This window comes from Geomonas sp. Red276 (genome assembly GCF_054784495.1).
On sequence record NZ_BLXW01000018.1, the window covers coordinates 79,432 to 96,591 of the forward strand.

General features: G+C 65.0%; 14 protein-coding genes. 9 read left to right on the forward strand and 5 right to left on the reverse strand.

Annotated features, from left to right (window positions below; translation table 11 throughout):
* Positions 1-186: 186 nt before the first annotated feature.
* Positions 187-756, reverse strand: a complete 570-nt coding sequence (locus tag ACYVL5_RS13800) for an Lcl C-terminal domain-containing protein (protein ID WP_460596159.1) — start codon at positions 754-756, stop codon at positions 187-189.
* A gap of 382 nt (positions 757-1,138) precedes the next feature.
* Between ACYVL5_RS13800 and ACYVL5_RS13805 the strand changes: the two genes are divergently transcribed.
* Both ACYVL5_RS13805 and ACYVL5_RS13810 read left to right on the forward strand, forming a co-directional pair.
* Positions 1,139-1,711, forward strand: coding sequence for a MarR family winged helix-turn-helix transcriptional regulator (locus ACYVL5_RS13805; RefSeq protein WP_460596160.1), 573 nt, complete (start codon positions 1,139-1,141; stop codon positions 1,709-1,711).
* A gap of 138 nt (positions 1,712-1,849) precedes the next feature.
* Positions 1,850-3,073 carry a multidrug effflux MFS transporter gene (locus ACYVL5_RS13810; RefSeq protein ID WP_460596161.1) on the forward strand — a complete coding sequence of 408 codons (1,224 nt, stop codon included), beginning with the start codon at positions 1,850-1,852 and terminating at the stop codon, positions 3,071-3,073.
* Between the two features lie 19 nt (positions 3,074-3,092).
* Here ACYVL5_RS13810 and ACYVL5_RS13815 read toward each other — a convergent pair whose 3' ends face one another.
* The 3 genes from ACYVL5_RS13815 to ACYVL5_RS13825 form a co-directional block, all read right to left on the reverse strand.
* A complete protein-coding gene (locus ACYVL5_RS13815; RefSeq protein ID WP_460596162.1) occupies positions 3,093-3,959 on the reverse strand; it encodes a DMT family transporter in 867 nt (288 codons plus the stop codon).
* Between the two features lie 140 nt (positions 3,960-4,099).
* The gene (locus ACYVL5_RS13820) at positions 4,100-4,576 is read right to left on the reverse strand and encodes a hypothetical protein (RefSeq protein WP_460596163.1); all 477 of its coding nucleotides are present in this window, start codon (positions 4,574-4,576) and stop codon (positions 4,100-4,102) included.
* Positions 4,577-4,857: 281 nt separating this feature from the next.
* Positions 4,858-5,823, reverse strand: a complete 966-nt coding sequence (locus ACYVL5_RS13825) for a multiheme cytochrome-associated LysR family transcriptional regulator (RefSeq protein WP_460596164.1) — start codon at positions 5,821-5,823, stop codon at positions 4,858-4,860.
* A gap of 250 nt (positions 5,824-6,073) precedes the next feature.
* Between ACYVL5_RS13825 and extH the strand changes: the two genes are divergently transcribed.
* The 5 genes from extH to ACYVL5_RS13850 all read left to right on the forward strand — a co-directional run bounded on the left by extH (position 6,074) and on the right by ACYVL5_RS13850 (position 11,855).
* The gene (gene extH / locus ACYVL5_RS13830; RefSeq protein WP_460596165.1) at positions 6,074-7,372 is read left to right on the forward strand and encodes a selenite/tellurite reduction operon rhodanese-like protein ExtH; all 1,299 of its coding nucleotides are present in this window, start codon (positions 6,074-6,076) and stop codon (positions 7,370-7,372) included.
* Between the two features lie 63 nt (positions 7,373-7,435).
* Positions 7,436-8,656, forward strand: coding sequence for a selenite/tellurite reduction operon porin ExtI (gene extI / locus ACYVL5_RS13835; protein WP_460596166.1), 1,221 nt, complete (start codon positions 7,436-7,438; stop codon positions 8,654-8,656).
* Positions 8,657-8,963: 307 nt separating this feature from the next.
* On the forward strand, positions 8,964-10,829 hold the full coding sequence (gene extM / locus ACYVL5_RS13840; protein WP_460596167.1) for a selenite/tellurite reduction operon c-type cytochrome ExtM: 1,866 nt from the start codon (positions 8,964-8,966) through the stop codon (positions 10,827-10,829).
* A 40-nt stretch (positions 10,830-10,869) separates the two neighbouring features.
* Complete coding sequence (locus ACYVL5_RS13845) at positions 10,870-11,193, forward strand: hypothetical protein (RefSeq protein ID WP_460596168.1); 324 nt, start codon at positions 10,870-10,872, stop codon at positions 11,191-11,193.
* 251 nt (positions 11,194-11,444) lie between these two features.
* Entirely contained in the window at positions 11,445-11,855 is a 411-nt protein-coding gene (locus tag ACYVL5_RS13850) for a L,D-transpeptidase family protein (RefSeq protein WP_460596169.1), read from the forward strand.
* A 6-nt stretch (positions 11,856-11,861) separates the two neighbouring features.
* On the opposite strand, the gene ACYVL5_RS13855 is transcribed toward ACYVL5_RS13850, so the two are convergent.
* Positions 11,862-12,773, reverse strand: a complete 912-nt coding sequence (locus tag ACYVL5_RS13855) for a L,D-transpeptidase family protein (protein ID WP_460596170.1) — start codon at positions 12,771-12,773, stop codon at positions 11,862-11,864.
* A gap of 109 nt (positions 12,774-12,882) precedes the next feature.
* On the opposite strand from ACYVL5_RS13855, the gene ACYVL5_RS13860 reads away from it, so the two are divergent.
* On the forward strand, positions 12,883-15,585 hold the full coding sequence (locus ACYVL5_RS13860; RefSeq protein ID WP_460596171.1) for a PAS domain S-box protein: 2,703 nt from the start codon (positions 12,883-12,885) through the stop codon (positions 15,583-15,585).
* Entirely contained in the window at positions 15,582-16,967 is a 1,386-nt protein-coding gene (locus ACYVL5_RS13865; protein ID WP_460596172.1) for a sigma-54-dependent transcriptional regulator, read from the forward strand. The genes ACYVL5_RS13860 and ACYVL5_RS13865 overlap by 4 nt, the downstream gene beginning before the upstream one ends.
* Positions 16,968-17,160: the final 193 nt, after the last annotated feature.

Here is a 17,160-nt window from a genome sequence, read left to right on the forward strand (position 1 = left end):
AGTCGAATGGCAATGTAAGCCGAACCTGAAATATGACAGTGTTAATTATTTTATTAGCCTATTATGGGCACATGTTACCCAGTCGCGGCTTGGTATCTGAGAGTGGGCCGGGCAAAAAACGTGGGGACGCGGTCCCTGAACCAACGTCCCCACGGGCTACAAATTTCCCCTTTCACCGGGCGAGCCTCACGGCTCTTCGTTGGCCGCCTGTCCGCCTCTTACGCACCAGACATGGAACAGTTCGGTTACCGCCGCCCCCAAGGTCGTGCCGTCGGCAAAATCAACCCTCATGGAATAACCGGGCGCTCCCGGATAGGGAGATGCCGTCCAGTAAGGATGGCGGACCCTGACCAGTCCGAACGGGTTGTCCTCCGGCACCATCCTTCCGTTGGTGCTGGTGCGGTCGATCAGGCTGGTGAGTTGCTCCACCGTCGGCAGGTGCCACCCCAGCCGGCCTCCGATCTCGATCGAGGCGCACTGGGCCCGCGCCCCGTTCCAGTCCCAGGTCGGGGCATCCGGGGACCGCTGCCACACGAGGCCGGTTTCCTTGTCGAGGACACCGGCGCCGTTCAGGACAACCACGAACCTCTCGCTGCCGGGAAGGATCTGGCTCCAGTTCTCAGCCGGGCGGCGGCAGTCGTGATGCGACGGCGGGCCGTCAAAATCCTTATCCTTGGCGTACACGGCCGCAGGCGAAAAGATCACCAGGGAAAGAAAAGCCGACACCACTGTTACCACGAGCCTCTTCGTACACATGGCTTGCCTCCTATCCGCAGTCACCGTCTCCGCTGGGTGCTGCCGCCCCTTACGGGCGGTTGACCAGCGCGCCTTGGACCCCAGCACCCGTCGACGCGCAAACGAGGATTCCCACCTCCCTTCTTGCCGCTCGATCGGCATATCGATTCCCCCAGAGGCCTTGCCGCAGTCACAAGACGCAGCAGGGCAACCGGGAGAATGACTCCGGTAGCGAAAACAACGATACGTTGTCGGTGGTGATTCGAAGAGGTCTGTCAAAAGGAGGATGGAGGGAAAACAAATGCTGCGAAGAAGCAGTTTCAAGGCGGTCAGTAGTATCGGGGTGAGACGCTATCGCAGTAATAGCGTCCGGCACCATGGGAAAACTAGTTACAAGACCCCATTGGTTCAATCTAACACCGCCCCCAGCATTGTCAACGCCGCCCGGGCGAGGCCGGGAGCGGGCGCCGCGGAAAAACTCTTCCCGGTTGACAGCGGGAGCAATTTAGTTGTATATAGCAACTACATGAAAACTGCCGACCACAGATACCACCTGCACACCTCCCTCGGGCACCTCGCATCCCGGTTTTCCCGCGCCGTAGTGAGGCGTCTCAACTGCGAACTCGTCAGGCACCAGCTGCCGATCACCCCGGAACAGTACCTCCTTTTGGGGCAGCTTTGGGATTCCAACGGGCTGCCGCAGGGGGCGCTGGCCGAGAAGACCGCCAAGGACAAGACCACCATGGCGCGCCTCGCGGCCGGTCTCGAAGAGCGCGGGCTGATCGTGCGGCTTCCCAGCCCCGGCGACGCGAGGGAGCGTCTTTTGTACCTCACCGACGCGGGCAAGGATCTCATGGATCAGGCCACGGCGCTGGCGAAGGGGATCGTGGAGGAGGCCCAGCAGGGGATCTCCGAAGAGGAGCTCGAGCTCTGCCGCGACGTCCTGCGCCGCGCCTACGCGAACCTTTTGAAGTGATTCCCCCCTCTTTTTCCTGATCAGCCAATCTTCCGCCGGCACCGCCCCCCCTCCCCTTCAAGGGAAAGGTGGGGGTGAGGATGGGGTAAAGTTTCAGCCAGATGGTTGTAGACGGCAACTTGTTTTGGAGAATTCGACGTGATTAAAACGGAAACAGCGGTACTGCCCGCTGAAATGAGCAGAGCGCAGCTGACCTTCTTCGTGCTGATCCTCGGGGCCCTGACCGCCTTCAGCGCCATGTCCATCGACATGTACCTCCCCGCCTTCCCGGAAATGGCCCGCGATCTCAACGTGCCGCTCGCCACGGTGCAGCTCTCGGTCTCCGCCTTTCTCTACGGCTCGGCCTTCGGCCAGCTCTTCTACGGCCCGCTCGCCGACCGCTACGGCCGGCGCGGCCCGCTCCTCGCGGGGCTCGCCCTCTACGTGATCTCCACCATCGGCTGCGCCATGGTGCAGACCGGGTCCGGCCTTCTTTTCTGGAGGGTGGCGATGGCGGTGGGAGGAGGGGCGGGGATGGTCATCTCGCGGGCGGTGGTGCGCGATCTCTACGACACCACGGAAGCGGCCAGGATGTTCTCGCTGCTCATGCTGATCATGGGGGTCGCTCCCATCCTCGCGCCGCTGGGAGGAGGGCAGATCCTGCTGGTCACCGGATGGAGGGGGATCTTCGGGTTCCTGTCGCTCTTCGGGATCGCCTCGCTTTTGGCGGCGGCGGTGGGGCTCCCCGAGTCGCTCCCGCGGGAGCGCCGGCAGAGCCGGACCCTGGCGGAGATGGCGAAAGTTTACGGACACCTCCTCAAAAACAGCCAGTATCTCCGCTACGCCATCGCCCTGGGGTGCGTGGCCGGATGCAACTTCGCCTACATCTCGGGAGCACCGCTGCTGTTCATCGAGTTGCACGGCATTTCCCCGCAGCAGTTCGGGCTCTTCTTCGCGGTCAACGCCTTCGGGCTGATCGGGGGCTCCCAGGCCAACCGCAAGCTGCTGCGCCACCATTCCCCTCAGAAGATCGCCGCAGTGGCCTTTGCCGTCAACGCGACCGCGGGAGTTCTCCTCACCGCCGCCGTTCTCACCGGGATCGGCGGGTTCCCGCTCCAGGCGGTGCTCATCTTCGTGAGCCTCTGCACGACCGGGCTTCTCTACCCCAACATCACCGCCTTGGCCATGGCCCCCTTCGACCGCGCGGCAGGAAGCGCCTCGGCGCTTTTGGGGACCATCCAGTACACCCTCGGGGCCTCCGGCGGCGCGCTGGTCGGCCTCTTCAGTAACGGCACGGCGATCCCGATGACCGCGACCATGGCGCTTTGCGGCGTCGTCGGACTCGCCGCGGTCGTCACCGGGAAGAGGGGTAGCCGCCGCTAGCGTCTACCGGACGGAAGCTTCAGGTGCCGGCGTAGCGCGCGGCCCGGTGGGCGCCGATCATGGTGGCCATGACCACCGAGCCGACGATGAGCGCCCCCCCCATCATGGTGTTGACGGTCGGCGCCTCGCCCAGGACGAGGAAGACCCAGACCGGGTTGAATACCGGCTCGATGAGGGCGAGCAGGTTGGCGGTCACTGCGGATACCCGCCTGATGCCGTAGGAGAAAAAGAGCGAGGCGAAACCGATCTGCACCACCCCCAGCACGAGAATGCTCCCGATGGCCCGGGGAGTGAAGGCCGGCAGGGGAAAGAAGAGCGCAATGCTCAGGGCGATCACGGCGGCCACCGCATGGGAAACGAGGAAGGATTGCAGCGGGTCGGCCTCCTTCTGCATCCGGGTGAAGACGAACATGAGCGAGAAGGTGAAGGCGGAGGTGAGCGCCAGCAGGTTCCCCAGAAGCTGCCCCGGGGAGAGGCGATCGAGGAAGAGGACCACCATGCCGACGATGGTGAAAAACAGCGCCAGCACCTGTTCCCGATGCAGCCGCTCCTTGAGGACGGTGACCCCGAAGAGGGCGGTGAAGACCGGGGCGAGGTACTGCAGGAGAATGGCGTTGGCGGCGGTGGTCGTCTTGTTGGCGGCCACGAAGAGGAGCATGGTGACCGCATTGGCGAGGGCGGCCGCCAGAAGCGGCCCCGACCAGCGGATGCGCAGCGAGCCGATGCAGGCCCAGATGGTGAAAAAGGCGATCAGGCTCCTCAGGCCGGCGATAAGAAACGGGTTCCAGTCGAGTACCTTGATGAATAGGCCGGCGAGGCTCCACAAAAAGGCACAGGCGGCCATCGAAAGCGCCCCGGAAAGGGCGGGAGAAAGGCGAGATTCCATAGCGTGATCCGGTATTCCCCATCCCCCAGACGAGGGGGAGGGGCGAGGGTGATTCTTCTGCGTGAAAAAGGGGACAGGCTACTTTTGGCGGCCAGTCCCCTGAAGGTAAAGGTAAGTCGTCCGTGAAGGTATAAGCGGGGTTACCTGCTTTCGTAGCGCTGGAGAAAGTCCTGCAGCGACTTGATGTGCTCCCGGTCGTCGTTCATCATCGCCTTGAACATGTTCAGGAACTGGTCGCTCGTGAAATCGAGCGCCTGGGCCGTGTGGAATTCCAGCATGGCGGTCTCCATCCGGATGGCGAACTTCAGGGCGGCGGGAACCGAGGGAGGAGAATTTCTCAGGTTGACGATGGACTCCTTGAAGAGCGCCACCGCGCGGTCGGCCTTCTCCTGGCTGACCGAGGAGCCGTGTACCATGTTGGAGGCGAGCCTGAGGCAGAGATCGAACTGCAACTGGTGGTTATCCTCCTCGCGCGCGGTCTTCAGCCACAGGGCATGGGCCGCGTCGTCATCCTTGTGTACCTTGGCCAGGGTGCGGTAGAGCTCCCCGGCCAGCGCCTCGAGATCGGAGCAGGTTTGCAGCAGTTTCCGCAGTGAGTTCTGGTCTTTGACCGCCATGTTCCCGCCTTCGCCCGACGACATTGCCACCTGATCGGGCGAATCTATCCCAGCGATCTCCATTTGTCAAACAGAGGAATACCCCTGCCAACCTACGATTATCACTGATACCGCAGTTCCCCTCGTCGATCACCCCCCGCTCCAAACAAAACCATCCGGAAAACATCCCGGCCTTCAAGGCTTCACCCCTTCACCCCTTCACCCCTTCGGAGGCCAAGGCCTCCCTATTTATACTCTCGCCCATTCACGCAAGGGGGGCCGGAGGCCGGGAGGGAGTCCCTCTAGCGGGGCCCGTCCCCATTCGCAGCCATCCTCTGCCGTTCCGGCAGCCCCTCCAAAAGGTCGTGGGGACTCGAAACGCCGAACTCTTCGAAGAGGTAATCGAGGAAGGTGTTGTGGATCGCGGAGAACCTGCGGCGCCCGAGGATCAGCGTGCGTGGCCGGACATGGTCGAAGCCCCGCACCCGGTGGGCCCGCAGCATGCCGGCCTCCAGCTCGGAGGCGAAGAGCGCCGACGAAGCGAAGGTCACCCCCTTCCCCGCCAGCACCTCCCGGCGGATGAAGGAGAGGTCGTCGAAATAGACCACGCTGGAAAAATCGCGGCAGCTGCGGTTGAGCGCGGTGAGGTTCTTGTCGATGAACCGCTTCGCACACCCCTGTTCCGTCTTCAGAAACAGGCGCCGGCCGAGCAGCATGTCGAGGGTGTTTTCCCCGGCGGGGATCTCGAGAGAGGGAGCGCTGACGAACAACACCTCGTCGTGGGGGAGCGGCCAGATGAGCCGGTTGCTGAACTCCACCTCGTCGCAGTGCTCGATGAGGGCCAGGTCGAACCGCTCGCTGTCGATGCCGGCCAGGGCCTCCTCCGGCATGGCGAAGACACAGTGGAGATCGACGGTGGCGGCGTGGTCCGAGATGAAGGACTCCAGCACCCTGGCGAGCCGGTCCACTCCGAGCGATGGGGTCGAGCAGAAAGAGATGGCCCGCCGGGCCGCGGGGGCGCCGAGCCCCAGGAGGAACTCCTGCTCCAGGTCGAGGATCTTGCGCCCCTTGTCGAGCAGCAGGAGCCCGGCGTCGGTAGGGACCAGGGTGGGTCCGTTACGGTCGAGCAGCGGAGTGCCGACACCGTCCTCGAGCTGCTTGATGCGCCGGGAGACCGCCGACTGGGTCACGAAGAGGGCCGCGGCAGCCTTGGTGATACTCCCCAGCGAGACGACCTTCACGAAGGTCTTGAGGAGGGTGAGATCCATAGGGGGTGTACTCCAAAACGGTGATGCGGAAGACGCATGTATTACATGAGAATAATTCATTCATGCTTATGACAATTTTTTTGTAAGATTGCAATAATAATTTGGACTGACAAAGGAATGATAATGAGCCGGTGCTTACCATGTCTACACAGTGGAACGGGGCGCCTTTCTCAGAGGGAGGTGGCTTAGCTAGATACGAGGTAGAGGTAATTCAATCGACGATTAACGTTATTTAACCAAAGGAGGGTTTATGTCAGAGAAACTGATTCTCAAGGGCAGATTGGCGCTGGCCGGCCTGCTCGCGACGGTTGCAATCCTGTTCGTGGTCAGCGCGGGATGCGGAACCAAAGGGTACGACGCACCCAGCCGGCCGGTATCGGCCACCGCGCAGACGGCCAACGCCCTCGTCGAGGCGTCCACCCTTCAGCAGTGGGCTTCCCAGGGACTGGTCAACAGCCAGGACCCGAACACGCTCGACAAGGTGGTGGTGCTTGAAGTCACCACCCCGGCAGCCTATGCCACCGCCCACATTCCCGGCTCCCTGCTGCTCGACTCCACCAACAACGTGGACCTGACCCAGACCCGGCTGGAGGGGGTTGCCCCCATCTCCACCCAGGTTCCCGACGGCAGCACCATGGACAACATCATCCAGCGCTCGGGGATCGACAGCCGCACCACCATCGTCTTCTCGGTCAGCAAGGGGGGTAACTTCCTCAACATGACCCGCGCCTACTTCACCTTCCGCTACTGGGGCTTCCCGAAGGAGCGCCTGAAGGTGTTAAACGGCGGCGACAACGCCTGGGAGGACGGCGGCCTTACCCTCGCGACCGACGCCACCACGGTCGCCCCTTCCACCTACAGCGTGCGCAACACCGGCCTCAAGGCCTCCTTGCGGCTCGCCATCGGCGACATGATCAAGGCCGTGGACGACCTCAACAAGGGGACCGTGGCCGCCGGCGACCTCGCCATCATCGATGCGCGCGGCGGCACCATCGCCGCCAACGTCGCCAACGCCATCGTCGACGACTACAGCCGTTACGCCGACTACCCCGGCGGGGTCACCACCAAGACCCGCATGTTCCCCGCCTCCGCCGACCTGGTGACCCGCCTGGAGGCCAAAGGGATCACCGCCGCCCGTCCCATGAACATCGTCTACTGCGCCTCGGGGATGCGCGCCTCCGTGCTCTTCTTCGTCATGGACGGCGTGACCGCCTGGCCGGTCCGGCTCTACGACGGCTCCTGGAACCAGTGGTCGGCCTACGTCTACAACAGCACCACCCCCGCCAACAACCTCCCCACCGGGAGCATCTGGCGGGTGGACGCGGTCACTCCGGGCACCACCGCCCTGCGCACCACCGGGACCATCACCCCGGCGGCCATGGCGCTCGACCCGGTTTCCCATGCCCTCTTCTCCGCCGTCACCGATCCGCGTGCCGATCAGATCCTTCTTCAGGACTCCCAGTACGTCGCCACCGGGGCTACCTCAGGCACCAGCACCAGCACCGGCACCAGCAGCGGCTCCGGCTCAGGGAGCGCCGGAGGGTGCTGATGGCGCCAGTTATCCTGGCGCCAGTGACCAATCGATTTCCTCTACGACAAGGAGTTCCAAACTATGATCATGTCAACTAAATCGGCAGGGGTTGCAGGGTTGACCATAGGTTTCCTCATGCTGGCCGGCACGGCCTTCGCCGGCCCCCAGATGACCTTCGGTCCCGACGACAAGGGCTCGCTGCAGCTCGATTACAAGGGGCAGTTCCAGATGACGGTGCGTGACACCGGATCGGGGGACAACAACGACGACACCACCACCAACTTCAACTTCCGCCGCAACCGGCTCGCCCTGATGGGGAGCTGGGGCGACCACTTCGGCCTCTACGTCCAGACCGAGTACACCGAGGACCAGAACGTCACCCCCATCGACGTGGCGAGCCAGAACCAGGGAACCCAGTTCCAGATGCTGGACGCGGTGATGCGCTTCGACCTCTACGACAGCTTCAAGATCTACGCCGGCAAGTTCAAGTACAACCTCTCCCGCGAGAACCTGGAGGCGTGCGAGATGCCGCTCACCCTGGACCGCTCGCTCTTCATCCGCCCCTCCTTCGTCACCACCCGCGACATGGGGGTGGCGGTCTGGGGCAACCTCTTCAACGACGTCTTCCAGTACCGGGCCGACGTCATGGAAGGGCGCAAGGCGGTCTCCGGCGACACCGCTCCGAGCTCCAACTTCCGCTACTCCTTCCGCGGGCACCTCACCTTCCTCGATCCCGAGAACACCTACGGCTACAAGGGGACCTACCTCGGCCAGAAGAAAGTGCTGACCGTCGGCGGCGCCTACCAGTTCGAACCGGACGTGGCCTACGGCGACACCGTCAACCGCGCCGACAAGAAGGACTACCAGGCCTGGACCTTCGACGGCTACTTCGAGTATCCCTTCGAAGGGGTCGGCACCGTTACCGCATCCGCCGCCTACGAGCGGGTCGACCTGGACGATCCCCAGCTGGGGGCGAGCCCCGACCTGGGCGCGCTCGGCCTCAACGGCCAGAAAAACGGCTGGTACGTGAAGGGGGGCTACATGCTTCCCTCCCTGCCGCTGCAGTTCTTCGGCCGCTACGAGAATTGGCGTTTCGCCGAGCTCAACAACGTCTTCAACCAGAAGATCGACTGGTTTGGCCTCGGGGCCAACTACTACATCCGCGGCCAGAACCTCAAGGTCACCTTCGAGTACAGCCACACCGACTTCGACCAGGAAGGGACCTTCACCGGTCTGCAGGGAGGCAATCTGCGCAGCAAGGACTTCAACACCTTCGTGACCCAGCTGCAGCTGGTTTTCTAAAAGATATCGGCACCATCGCTCGACATGGCCGACGGCAACCGCCGTCGGCCATTTTTGCGCGTGCAGTCCGGCGGGCGCCGCTTCCCCGCCGGGATATCTATGCGTGCAGTCCGGCGGGCGCCGCTTCCCCGCCGGGGGATATTCAAAAAACGCAATAAAGTCTTGGTTAATGACACGAGTTTCACTATAGTGGCGCAAACGGCGATGCCCCCCGGTAACCGCCGGGGATCGGTTCCCTGGTGAAAGGGCGCCGCTCTCGCTGCTAACGTTCCCGTACCAACCCCGGCATCCGATGAATAGTGACCGCATGACAAGGATTCGCCTCCCGCTCCCCCTCGACCCGCTCCTCACGGCTCTGCTCTGCCTGATCTTCGCGGCTACCCTCGCGCTCGCGGGGTGCGCCGCTTCCGGCGGGGCTTCCGGCTGCGAGTCGTGCCACGGCGGGCTCGAAAAGGTATCGGCGAGCCACTCCGGCTGCGTCTCCTGCCACGGCGGGGATCCCACGGCGTCCACCAAGGAGGCCGCCCACCGCACCATGTTCGGCCCCGGCAACCCCTCCGCCCCGGAACATTGGGAAAAAAGCTGCGGTTCCTGCCATAAATACCAGGTGGGGCGGGTATCCTCCAACCTCATGTACACGGCGAGCGGGATGATCCGAAACATCGCGCTCACCTGGGAGGGGCCCGATTCCTCGCCGTACGGCAGCCGCCGGGCGAAGCTCTTCGATGCGCAGGGGCGCCCCCTCGACCTCAAACCGGTGGCGGAGCTCGACCACATCTCGGGCGACCTCTACCGGAAGTTCTGCTCCCGGTGCCACGTAGCCTACCCCGCCTCCGGCGTCTACGCCGCGAGCCACGCCTCCGGGTGCGCAGCCTGCCATTTTCCCTACAACGACGAGGGGACCTACCTGGGGAGCGATCCGTCCCTGCGGGGAAAACCCCACTCCGCTAGCCACGCCATGGAACGGCTTCCCGGGACCGAGGTCTGCACCCGCTGCCACAACCGCAGCGGCCGAATCGCCCTCTCCTTCCAGGGACTCTACGACGGCAACAACTCGCTCGTTCCCACCAGCCACGGCGACCCCGGTCCGGTAACGATGAGCGGCGTCCGCAACGCGGTGCATATCGCCCCCGACGTTCACGCCGCCGCCGGCATGGAGTGCATCGACTGCCACACCTCCCGCGACGTAATGGGGGACGGCTACGCCTACCGCAACATGAACCTCCAGACCGAGATCGCCTGCGAGGACTGCCACGGCGGTGCCCGCCCTCCCCGTTACCGCGAGATCCTGCGCGAGAACGAGGAGTCCCTGCGCGAGTCCAAGGGATACCGGATCCCGATGCGGCAGGGGATGAAGATGATGCTGACCGCCAAGGGGAGGAGCTACTCGAACGCCTTCTACCAGGACGGCACGGTCTACGTGCTCGGCAAGCGCAGCGGCAAACTGTTCCGGAGCAAGGTGATCACCGGCACCGCCGAGCACACCGTCGCCGGCCACGCCAGGATGGAGTGCTACGCCTGCCACTCCCGCACGGCGGTCCAGTGCTACGGCTGCCACACGAAGTACGACCAAAGCGAGTACGGCATGGACTTCATCAAGGGGAGGCGGACCCCGGGGAGCTTCAGCGAGACCGAGGACTACCGGATGCTCTACCCGTTCCCCCTGGCCTTGAACCAGCGCGGCAAAATCTCCCCGGTCACCCCGGGCTGCCAGACCTTCGTAACGGTGGTCGATCCCGACGGTTCGCTTTCCAAGAGCGAGTACGTGGCGCGTTTCAAGGGAAAGCACCAGCTCCGCTTCGCCCCCTTCTATTCGCACAACACCGGCAAACGGGCGATCGGTTGCCCCGAGTGCCACGGCAACCCCGCCTTTCTGGGGTTCGGGCAACACGTGATCTCGGGGCGCAACATCGACTCGACCCTGATCTGCGAGCGCTCGGACGAGAAGCCCTTGGACGGCTTTCTCACCATGCGTGACGGCAAGGTCCGGGCCTACTCGGCAATCACCCGCGAACATTCCCGTCCCCTCGGCACGGCCGAGGTGCGGCGGGCCCTGGCGGTCAACAGCTGCCTCATCTGCCACGACAAGGCGACCGACCCGGTCTACCGGAAGAAACTCGACTACCGCGCCCTCGACGACCCGCTGCATCGCCGTCTGCTGGCGCGCCCCTGAGGGTACGGGATAAATACGTGGCGGAAGGAAGGGGGGAAGCGTGAAAGGGGAACTCATGAGGCAGGCGAAGGGAATCGTTTTTCTCGTACTGGGGTGCTGGCTGGCGGCGGCGCCGGTGGCGGCCGACACCATGGTCATCACCTACCGTTCGGGGAAGGTGCAAAAGGTGGTACTGGATGACTCCAGCGCGGAGGTGACCAGCATCGCTTACCAGGGAGAGTCCCCGCCTGCCGCCGCGCCAAACAGGCAGCCGGCTCCCGCCCAAGGGGTGTCCCCGCTTCCGGCCGGGGACTCCGGTGCGAAGCGGGCTCCCGGAAAGGAGAAGCCCGCCTTCACCATCCGGTGGGCGCCCCCGAGGGAATAAACCTGGCGGCTCCCCCGCCATAAAACTCGGATATACCGGCCCCGTGACTCCGGGAGAACGGAAAACGGTCAGAGAGAAGTGATGGCGGCCACCCAGGGAATTCTGGTACACTTGCGCGCATGATAAAGTCCCCCCGCGTCGTCATTCTTATCCTGCTCCTCTCCGTCCTGGCAGCGGCTCCATCGCAGGCGGCTTCCCCACCGGCGCCACCGGCTTCCTCACCGGCTTCGCCTCCGCCGGCAGTGGACAGGGTGGTCGTCCTCAAGGGCGCCAAGGTCATGCAGCTGCTCAAAAACGGCCAGGTCGTCCGCTCCTACCGGGTCGCCCTCGGGCGAAACTCCGCCGGGCCGAAGCGGAAAGCGGGGGACTGCCGCACGCCGGAGGGGATCTATCTTATCGACCGGCGCAACGGCAAAAGCGCCTTCCACAAGTCTCTCCACATCTCGTATCCCAACAGCGCCGACGCCGCTACCGCCCACAGCGAGGGGCACTCACCCGGCGGGAACATCGCCATCCACGGCCTCCCCAGGGGTTTCGACGACCTGGAGGACATCCACTACCGAAAGAACTGGACCAAGGGGTGCATCGCGGTCAACAACCGCGAAATCGACGAGATCTGGCAACTGGTCCCGGACGGCACGCCGGTGGAGATCAGGCCCTGAGGCCCCTTACCGGGTAACGTCGGTGACCACCCCCGAGCGCCCGGCCAACGCCTCTTTCAATTTCGCTTCATTTACCAGCGCGGCCACCCCCTTTTTCTCCAAAAGCGAGCGCGCCTCCCGCTCGAGGTCTCTCCCCGGCGCCTGGCGCACATCCTCATGCACCTCCACCAGCACGCGGCCTCCGGAGAAGGCCACCTTGACCGGCTGATCCACGATGGTGACCCGCGTCCCCACGGGAACCCGCTTAAAGAGCGCCGCGATGTCCTCGGGATAAAGATGCATGCAGCCGTGGCTCACCCGCATCCCGATCCCGTAGGGGCGGTCGGTGCCGTGGATGAGCACCGTCCCGATGGAGAGGCGGAGGGCATGGCTTCCGAGCGGATTGTCCGGCCCCGGCGGCACCACCGCCGGAAGCTCCGGCTTCTGGGCCCGGATCGAGGCGGGGACGTGCCAGGCCGGGTTTACGATCTTTTCGATGACATGGTAGGTGCCGAGCGGGGTATCCCACCCCTCGTCCCCGATTCCGATGGGGAAGGTGGTCACCTTGTTTCCCCGCTTGCCGGAGAACAGGTACAGGCGCATGTCCGCAATGTTCACCACGACCCCCTCCTCGACCGGCGTCTCGGGAAGGATCCACCGGGTCGGCAGGGTGATGCTGGTTCCCGGGTCGGGCACGAAGGGATCGACCCCGGGATTGGCGGAGGTGATCTCGTTGTAGCCCAGGTCGTGGGCCCGGCCGATCTCTAAAAGCGAGTCGTCCTCACCGGCCGTCACCGACTGAAGCCCCCCGCCGACCCCGCCGTGAAACGCGACCTCGGCCGCAAGGGCCCGGCCGCCGCCCCCCAAAGCGGTGATCAGCATGAGCATGACCGGCAGCCACAGGCTCCAGTCGAGCGGTCGAAAGTAGTTCCTTGCCATGGCGCTCCTGTACTATCATGAAGATGCGGTAGACTATCCCTTAACAATGTACCCCAGCGAAGGACCGCGCGCGTCATTTTTTTCTCGAACCCCTGCCGTTGGGCACCCCATGACCAGATCAGCAGACCAAAACCTCCGCCCCGCCTTCTACCGCAGCCCCCTCCTGCTGGCTGGGGTGGTTGCCGCCGGGGTGGCAGGCAACCGGTATCCCTTCACCTTTTTCCTGGACATCGACTTCCTGTTCGGCTCCATCTTCTCGCTGCTGGCGCTTCAGCTCTTCGGCCTCAGGCGGGGGATCGCCGCCGGGGCGTTAATCGCCGCCAGCGCCTGGCTCTTCCAGGGGACTCCCTACCCCGCGCTCATCATGGCGGCGGAAGTGGCCGCAGTGGGGTACCTGGTGTTGCGCCGCAACATGGCCATGGTGGTGGCCGACACCTGCTACTGGCTCCTGGCCGGGATACCGGCGACCTATCTCTGCTACCACCTGGCGCTCGCGCTCCCCTACGGGAGCACCACCATCACCATGGCGAAGCTGACGGTGAACGGCATCACCAATGCCCTGATCGCCCGTATGCTGTACATGGCCGTCGCCGTCTACTCCCGGAGGATCACCCTCTCCTACCGGGAGATCATGCACAACCTCTTCTCGTTCTTCGTGCTCCTGCCGAGCCTCGTGGTCCTCGCCTTCAGCAGCAGGGCCGACTTCCGGGACACCGAACGCGCCATCAGGACGTCGCTTGACCAGGACAGCCAGCGCATCGACCGGCTGATGGAGAGCTGGGCGCTCAGCCGCAAGCAGAACCTCGTCGTCCTGGCCGACACCATCGCCAAGGCCTCTCCGGCAGAGATCCGCCCCTACCTGGCCCTCGCCACCCGCGCCGAACTGGACTTCAGGCAGATCGCCCTCATGGACAGGTCGGGGGAGGTGGTCGCCTTCTACCCTCCCCCCGGTCCGGGTGGATCCGCCAATGTGGGGCTCTACCTGGCCGACCGGCACTACGTCCCCCGCCTAAGGCAGACCCTGGCCCCCATGCTCTCCGACGTCTCCTTCCTCTGGGATACCCCTCCCCGTCCGCGGGTCGCCATGCTCGCCCCGGTGGTCAGGCGGGGGAGGTTCGCCGGGTACCTCTGCGGCGTCATCTCGCTCCAGCAGACGCGGATACTCCTCGACAAGTTCACCGAGCACACCGGGAAGCTTTACACGCTCTCCGACAAGCACGGAAAAGTGATCATGACCAACCGGCCGGTGGACGGGGGGGGAACCGGTTCTTCGCGGCCGGAGGGGACGGAGGGGCGGGGGAGCCTGCCGGCGAGGCTCGCTTCCGCAGCCGGCAGCCAGGCGGGGGCGGCCCCCTCCTACCTCTCGCAAATCGTGGTGGGGGATCTGGGGGAGTGGAAACTGACCCTCGAGCAGCCGGCGGCCCCCTTCCAGAAGGCGCTCTACGCGAGCTACCTGGAGAAGCTCACCCTGCTTTTGCTGGTCCTCCTCGCCTCCCTCGGTCTGGCCGAGCTCCTGAGCCGCCGGATGATGCTCAGCCTGGAGAGGTTTCTCCAGGTCACCCGCGCCCTTCCGGCGCGGCTTTCCTCGGGGGCCACCGTCCAGTGGCCGGAGACCAGCGTCTCGGAAGGGGCCTACCTGATCTCCAACTTCCGGGAGATGGCCGATTCGCTCAAGGACCAGTTTTACCACATCCAGGCGGCCAACGAGGCCCTGGCCCGGCAGACGGCGCGGCTCAAGGAGAGCGAGGAGAAGTACCGCCTGCTCTTCGACAGCGCCAACGACGCCATGTTCATCTCGGACATCGACGGCCGCATCCTCCAGGCGAACCCGCGGGCCGTCGAGCGCCTCGGTTACCCCCGCGAGGAGCTCGCCACCCTTACCACCTGCGAGATCGAGGGGGACGGGGAGCTCCGGCAGCGGGAGGAGCGCCTGGAGAGCATCCGGCGGCAGAGCGCGCTGACCTACGAGACCCTGCACCGCCCCAAGGAGGGAGATCCCATCCCGGTGGAGGTGAGCGCCCGGCTCATCCAGTGGGGCGACCGCCCGGTCATCCTGAGCATCTGCCGGGACATCACCGAGAGGAAGCAGGCCTACCAGGCCCGGGTGATCGCCATGCGCGACCTGATTAGCGCCATCGCGCACCAGTGGCGCCAGCCGCTGGCCACCCTGGGGATGATCGTGCAGCGCACCCACGCGCTCGGGAGCCGGGGCGAACTCCCCCCCGGCCATCTCGACGAGTTCAAGGCCAACGCCATGCGCCAGGTGCGCTACATGTCCGACACCATCGAGGAGTTCCGCAACTTCTACAGCCCCGACAAGGAGCGGCAGGAGTTCTCCCCCGATGACTGCATAAAAGAGGCGCTCCAACTGCTCGAGGCCCAACTCAACCACCACGCCATCACCGTGCAACTGGAAGAGGGGGAGACCGCCGGGCTTCGGCTGAAGGGGGTGGCCAGCGAGTTCAGGCAGGTCATCCTCAACCTGCTGGGAAACGCGCGCGACGCCATCCTGGAGGGGCGGGAAAAGGGAGGGGGGGCCGAGGAGGGGAGGATCGTCATCCGCCTGACCGCCCCCCAGCCGGGCCGCATCGCCATCGAGGTGAGCGACAACGGCTGCGGCATCGCCAAGGAGATCGAGGCCCGCCTCTTCACCCCGCACTTCACCACCAAGAGCGAACGGGGAGGAACGGGAATCGGCCTGTACCTCTCCAGGATGATCATCGAAGAGAGCATGGGGGGGAGCCTGGCCCTCGTGCCGGGGGGGCAGGGTGCCACCTTCCGCATCGAGCTCCCCACGGGAAAGGAATCATGAACGACTTGAAGAAACTGACCGTCTTGCTGGTGGAGGATGAAGACGATCTCCGCAGGGAGACCGGGGCCTTCCTCGCCCTGTACTGCCACCGGGTACTGGAGGCCGCCAACGGCGCCGAGGCCCTGGACCTTTTCGCCGCCCATGAGCCCGACCTGGTGATAAGCGACATCCGGATGCCGGTCATGGACGGCCTGGAGCTGGCGGCCAGGCTCAAGGAGAGCGCGCCGGCCACCCCGGTGGTCCTTTGCACCGCGTTCACCGAGACCGGCTACCTGATACGGGCCATCGAGCTCGGGGTGAGCGGCTTCGTCCGGAAACCGGCCGACGGCGACGAGCTGGTGGCGACCATCGCCCGGGTGGCCCTCCCCGTGCTCCAGCGCCGCCAGATCGAGGGGCTCTCCAAAGAGCTGAGCGCGAACCTGTGGGAGAGCCTCGGCGGGGCCCCCCTGCAACGGCCGCTGGCCGAGCAGGTCGCCCGGGTGGCCCGCAGCTCCTACAACGTCCTTCTCCAGGGAGAAACCGGCTCCGGCAAGTCCCGCCTCGCCTCGATCATCCACGCCTTGAGCCCGCGCCGGTCGGCGCCGCTCATCACCGTGCAGATGGGGGCCCTTCCGGTCACCCTGGTGGAGAGCGAGCTCTTCGGCCACCTCAAGGGAGCCTTCACCGGCGCCGACCGGACCCGGTCCGGCCTCGCCGAGCGCGCCGACGGGGGGACCCTGTTCCTGGACGACATCGAGTCCGCCCCTCCCGAGCTGCAGGCTAAGCTGCTCCGCTTCGTCGAGGAGAAGCGCTTTACCCCGGTGGGAGGGAGCGAGGAGAAACGGGCGGACGTCCGGGTCATCGCCGCGAGCAACCGCGACCTGAAGAAGGAGGCGGCCGAGGGGAGGTTCCGGGAGGACCTCTATTTCCGGCTCGCCGACACCGTGCTGGCGCTCCCGCCGCTGCGCTCCACCCCGGAGGCGATCCTCCCGCTGGCGCTCCGTTTCCTCAGGGAGAGTTGCGAGGAACTGGGGGTCCCGGTCCCGCTGGTCGACGACGAGGCCGCGGCCTTGCTGGCCTCCCTCCCCTGGCCGGGGAACATCAGGGAGCTGAAGAGCGTGGTCCGCCGGGTCACCCTGGAGACCGACGGCGGCGTGATCCGGGCGGCCGACGTCGCGGCGCTCTGCGAGGCTCCGGCGCCCCCCCCTCCCCTTTCCGCCGGCGAGCCCCCCCTCCCCCCACCGTTTCCCTGCAGCATGGAAACCGTGGAGAGGTGGTTCCTTGAGCAGGCCCTCCGCCACTGCGGCGGTAAACGGATGAAGACCGCGGCCATGCTCGGGATGAACTACTACACCTTCCGCCGCAAGCTCGAGAAGTACGGACTGGGCGGAAGCGACGACTAGGGGGGGAGCCGCCCCCCGCCCCCCTATCCATTTTAGCTATCCATTTTTGATACCACTATCGCCGCCGCCCACCCTCCCCTCCCCGCCAACAGGCAGCTAAGCTTCTGCAATCATTACACTCTCAACTCCGGCACGCCGCATGCTAATGGATGACTATGGTTAAGAGCCCCCATCATACCCTCGCCCCTTCAGG

Coding starts and splice junctions, on each gene's coding strand:
- ACYVL5_RS13820 (WP_460596163.1), bottom strand. CDS start 4,576: ATGGCGGTCAAAGACCAGAACTCACTGCGGAAACTGCTGCAAACCTGC.
- extM (WP_460596167.1), top strand. CDS start 8,964: ATGACAAGGATTCGCCTCCCGCTCCCCCTCGACCCGCTCCTCACGGCT.
- ACYVL5_RS13800 (WP_460596159.1), bottom strand. CDS start 756: ATGTGTACGAAGAGGCTCGTGGTAACAGTGGTGTCGGCTTTTCTTTCC.
- ACYVL5_RS13865 (WP_460596172.1), top strand. CDS start 15,582: ATGAACGACTTGAAGAAACTGACCGTCTTGCTGGTGGAGGATGAAGAC.
- extH (WP_460596165.1), top strand. CDS start 6,074: ATGTCAGAGAAACTGATTCTCAAGGGCAGATTGGCGCTGGCCGGCCTG.
- ACYVL5_RS13815 (WP_460596162.1), bottom strand. CDS start 3,959: ATGGAATCTCGCCTTTCTCCCGCCCTTTCCGGGGCGCTTTCGATGGCC.
- ACYVL5_RS13825 (WP_460596164.1), bottom strand. CDS start 5,823: ATGGATCTCACCCTCCTCAAGACCTTCGTGAAGGTCGTCTCGCTGGGG.
- ACYVL5_RS13860 (WP_460596171.1), top strand. CDS start 12,883: ATGACCAGATCAGCAGACCAAAACCTCCGCCCCGCCTTCTACCGCAGC.
- extI (WP_460596166.1), top strand. CDS start 7,436: ATGATCATGTCAACTAAATCGGCAGGGGTTGCAGGGTTGACCATAGGT.
- ACYVL5_RS13855 (WP_460596170.1), bottom strand. CDS start 12,773: ATGGCAAGGAACTACTTTCGACCGCTCGACTGGAGCCTGTGGCTGCCG.